Raw genomic sequence first — 3,513 nt, forward strand, 5'->3', positions numbered from 1 at the left:
CTGTGAAATTGGCTGCCGACACCAACCTGCGCAACATCCTGACAACACTCGAAACCGAAGCACCGGGCCTTGCCATCATCGATTCCATTCAGACCATGTGGCTTGATACCGTTGATTCCGCGCCCGGATCTGTTTCCCAGGTGCGCGCAGCTGCGCACGAGTTGACCACTTTTGCCAAACGCAAAGGCGTCAGCATTATCCTTGTCGGTCACGTGACCAAAGACGGCCAAATCGCAGGCCCGCGCGTGGTCGAACATATGGTCGACACCGTGCTGTATTTCGAAGGCGAGCGCGGCCACCAATTCCGCATCCTGCGCGCCGTCAAAAACCGCTTTGGCCCGTCCGACGAAATCGGCGTGTTTGAAATGACCGGCGCGGGGTTGGCCGAAGTCACCAACCCATCCGCCTTGTTCTTGTCCGAACGCGGCAAACCCTCGCCCGGTTCGGTGGTGTTTGCGGGGATCGAGGGCACGCGCCCGGTGCTGTGCGAATTGCAAGCCCTTGTGGCCCCGTCCCCTCATTCCCAAGCGCGCCGCACGGTTGTCGGTTGGGATGGCGGACGGCTTGCGATGATTCTTGCGGTGCTTGAGGCGCGCTGCGGCATCCCTTTTGCCGGGCTTGATGTGTATTTGAACGTCGCAGGTGGCATGAAAATCTCGGAACCTGCCGCTGACCTTGCGGTTGCAGCCGCACTTCTTTCTGCACGCGAAGATAGTGCCCTGCCCGCCGATACTGTTGTTTTTGGCGAAATCAGCCTGTCTGGTGCCCTTCGACCCGCACCTCAGACCGAAAATAGGTTGAAAGAAGCGCAAAAACTTGGTTTTGCATCTGCAATCGCTGCTAAAGGTGGCAAGATGCATGGCAAGAACGGCATGACGCTCAATTTGATGAGCGACCTGACCGGTTTTGTCGGCGAAGTATTCGGCGCAGGTTAGCGCTAAGACGGGCAGAAAAAGGATAAGGACCATGGACGGGTTCACACTCATTGACGGCGTTGTGGCCGTGGTCATCATTTTGTCGGCACTGCTGGCCTATGGGCGCGGCATCGTGCGCGAGGTCATGGCAATTGCGGCATGGATCGTGGCCGCTATTCTGGCGTTTTTGTTTGCACCGCGGGTCGAACCTTTGGTGCGCGAAATCCCAGTCATTGGTGATTTCTTGGCCGACAGTTGCGAATTAAGCGTGATCGGGGCCTTTGCCCTTGTCTTTGCTGTCGTGCTGATTGTCGTGTCGCTGTTCACACCGCTATTTTCGTCACTTGTTCAACGCTCTGCCCTTGGTGGTATCGATCAGGGACTTGGGTTTCTATTCGGCGTCGCGCGCGGTGTTTTGTTGGTGGCCATCGCATTTTTTGTCTATGACACCGTGATCACCGGCGCAGAATACACCATCATCGACGAAAGCCGTTCTGCGGCTGTCTTTGGCCGCTTCACGGGCGACATCGAAAACCAAAACCCGGAAGAAGCGCTTGGCTGGATCACGGCGCAATATGAGAACCTTGTGGGTACTTGTGTCGAGTAAAACATGAACCGATGCCGCCAATCGACCTTGCTCCATTCATAGATTAGACACTATCGACGTTTAAGACATCACCGAACTCTCAAGAAGGTCGGTGAGATATGGTCGCCCAAACATTTGTCGTCTTGGACAGCGAAAGCCTCGCGATTGCGGCGGGCTCTCCCTTTGGCACGGCTGGCAATCCGATCATCAACAACTCGGATACGCCAGACGGCACGATCTTTACGTATAGCGAAGGCAGTGGCGTGTGGGTCACGCTGGATGACACTGGCGGAAATGCTGACACTTTCGAAGATGACCAAAGCAGTCTGCATACCATCACTGACGGCGCTGACTTGGTCACGAACGGGAATGGCGTCGAGGCCGAATCCATCATCGAAATCAGAGCGCTGGATGGCTTGGGAAACCCAACCGGCCCGACCATCACCCTTACAGTGTTCTCTCAGAACGGAGCTGTCTCAGACGTGTGGGGCTATTCGACCGACACACCCCTCGTTGATGGGGTGTCATATGAAAAAATCACTGGTTCGAACCTTGGTACGTCGAACTACGCCGATTTTATCACCTGCTTTGGTCCCGGAACATTGATCGAAACAGACAATGGGTCCAAACGAGTCGAAGACATTTCTGTGGGCGACATGGTTTGGACAAAAGACGCAGGCCCCCAACCTGTTGGTTGGGTTGGACGCAAAACTGTACGCGGCATCGGGGCTTTTGCTCCTGTGGTTATTGCAGCCGGCGCACTGGGCAATACCAAAGAACTCGTCGTTTCACAGGAACATCGCATGTACTTTTCTGGCGGCCTTGCTGAATACCTATTCGGCGAACCCGATGTACTGGTCGCGGCCAAACATCTGTGCGCCCTGCCCGGCATTGCGATCGCCCCGCGCCCAGCTATTGAATACACACACGTCATGTTTGACCGCCACCATATCCTGCGTTCAAACGGCATGCTAAGCGAGAGCTATTTCTTATCTGAAAATTCAGTTTCCAGCTTGGACCTCGATGCGCACAATGAATTGGTGTCGTTGTTCCCGTTATTTGAAAGCGCTCCAACAACATTCGGCAAGTCGGCGGCGCTATCGTTGAAAAAATAGGAAGCGGAAGTGTGGTGTGAGTATCTGGCCGCTTAATCGTTACGGTAATGCGACACAAATGCAGGGTGACGTGTGATCCTGTCGTGACACTTCCGAACGAGCTTGCTAAACCCCGATCATCGCTTTCACGAATTCGGAGTTGCCCCTTGTCCGATCAAGATGCTGACGCACTGATGCCGCCTGCTCATCCCTTTGATTTTGGTTATGTCCACGGCTCAGTTGATGAGGACAAATTAAAAGAAGAATGCGGAGTCTTCGGTGTCCTTGGTACTGTGGATGCGGCGAACTTCGTCGCCCTTGGCTTGCATGCTCTACAACACCGCGGACAAGAGGCAGGCGGCATCGTCTCCTATGATCCCAATCATGGGTTTAACTCGGCCCGTCGATTTGGCTATGTGCGCGATAACTTTACCTCGCAAAAGGTGATGGAAACCCTGCCCGGAGCATTGGCAATTGGCCATGTGCGGTATTCGACTGCCGGTGACAAAGGCCAGACGGCGATCCGCGATGTGCAACCGTTCTTTGGCGAATTTGCCATGGGGGGCGCTGCGATTGCCCACAATGGCAACATCACCAACGCCGACGCCCTGCGGCGCGAATTGATCGAACGCGGTTCGATCTTTCAATCTTCGTCTGACAGCGAATGCATCATCCATTTGATGGCACGATCCTTGCAACGCAACATCCCTGAACGGATGGAAGACGCCCTGCGCCGTGTCGAAGGCGCGTTTTCGATCGTCGCCATGACCCGCACCAAACTGATCGGTGTGCGCGACGCATTGGGTGTACGCCCGCTGGTCCTTGGTAAACTGGACACCGGCTATGTACTAAGCTCGGAAACCTGCGCACTCGACATCATTGGCGCAGAATTTGTGCGCGAAATCGAACCGGGCGAGAT

The 3,513-nt window shown here is 55.1% G+C and carries 4 protein-coding genes; all 4 read left to right on the forward strand.

Annotation, left to right across the window (positions count from 1 at the left end):
• Window positions 1-935: magnesium chelatase domain-containing protein (locus ABJF76_RS16320; RefSeq protein WP_413822616.1), on the forward strand; the 935-nt coding region annotated here is incomplete at its 5' end.
• A gap of 31 nt (window positions 936-966) precedes the next feature.
• A complete protein-coding gene (locus ABJF76_RS16325) occupies window positions 967-1,521 on the forward strand; it encodes a CvpA family protein (RefSeq protein WP_413821364.1) in 555 nt (184 codons plus the stop codon).
• Between the two features lie 98 nt (window positions 1,522-1,619).
• A complete protein-coding gene (locus ABJF76_RS16330; protein WP_413821363.1) occupies window positions 1,620-2,615 on the forward strand; it encodes a Hint domain-containing protein in 996 nt (331 codons plus the stop codon).
• A 173-nt stretch (window positions 2,616-2,788) separates the two neighbouring features.
• A partial coding sequence (locus ABJF76_RS16335) for an amidophosphoribosyltransferase (protein ID WP_413822617.1) occupies window positions 2,789-3,513 on the forward strand: 725 nt, incomplete at its 3' end.

The organism is Tateyamaria sp. (assembly GCF_039940735.1).
Taxonomy (GTDB): Bacteria; Pseudomonadota; Alphaproteobacteria; order Rhodobacterales; family Rhodobacteraceae; genus Tateyamaria.

What these genes read in the sequence shown, in the direction of transcription:
- ABJF76_RS16330 (WP_413821363.1), top strand. Translation starts at nt 1,620, where the DNA reads ATGGTCGCCCAAACATTTGTCGTCTTGGACAGCGAAAGCCTCGCGATT.
- ABJF76_RS16325 (WP_413821364.1), top strand. Translation starts at nt 967, where the DNA reads ATGGACGGGTTCACACTCATTGACGGCGTTGTGGCCGTGGTCATCATT.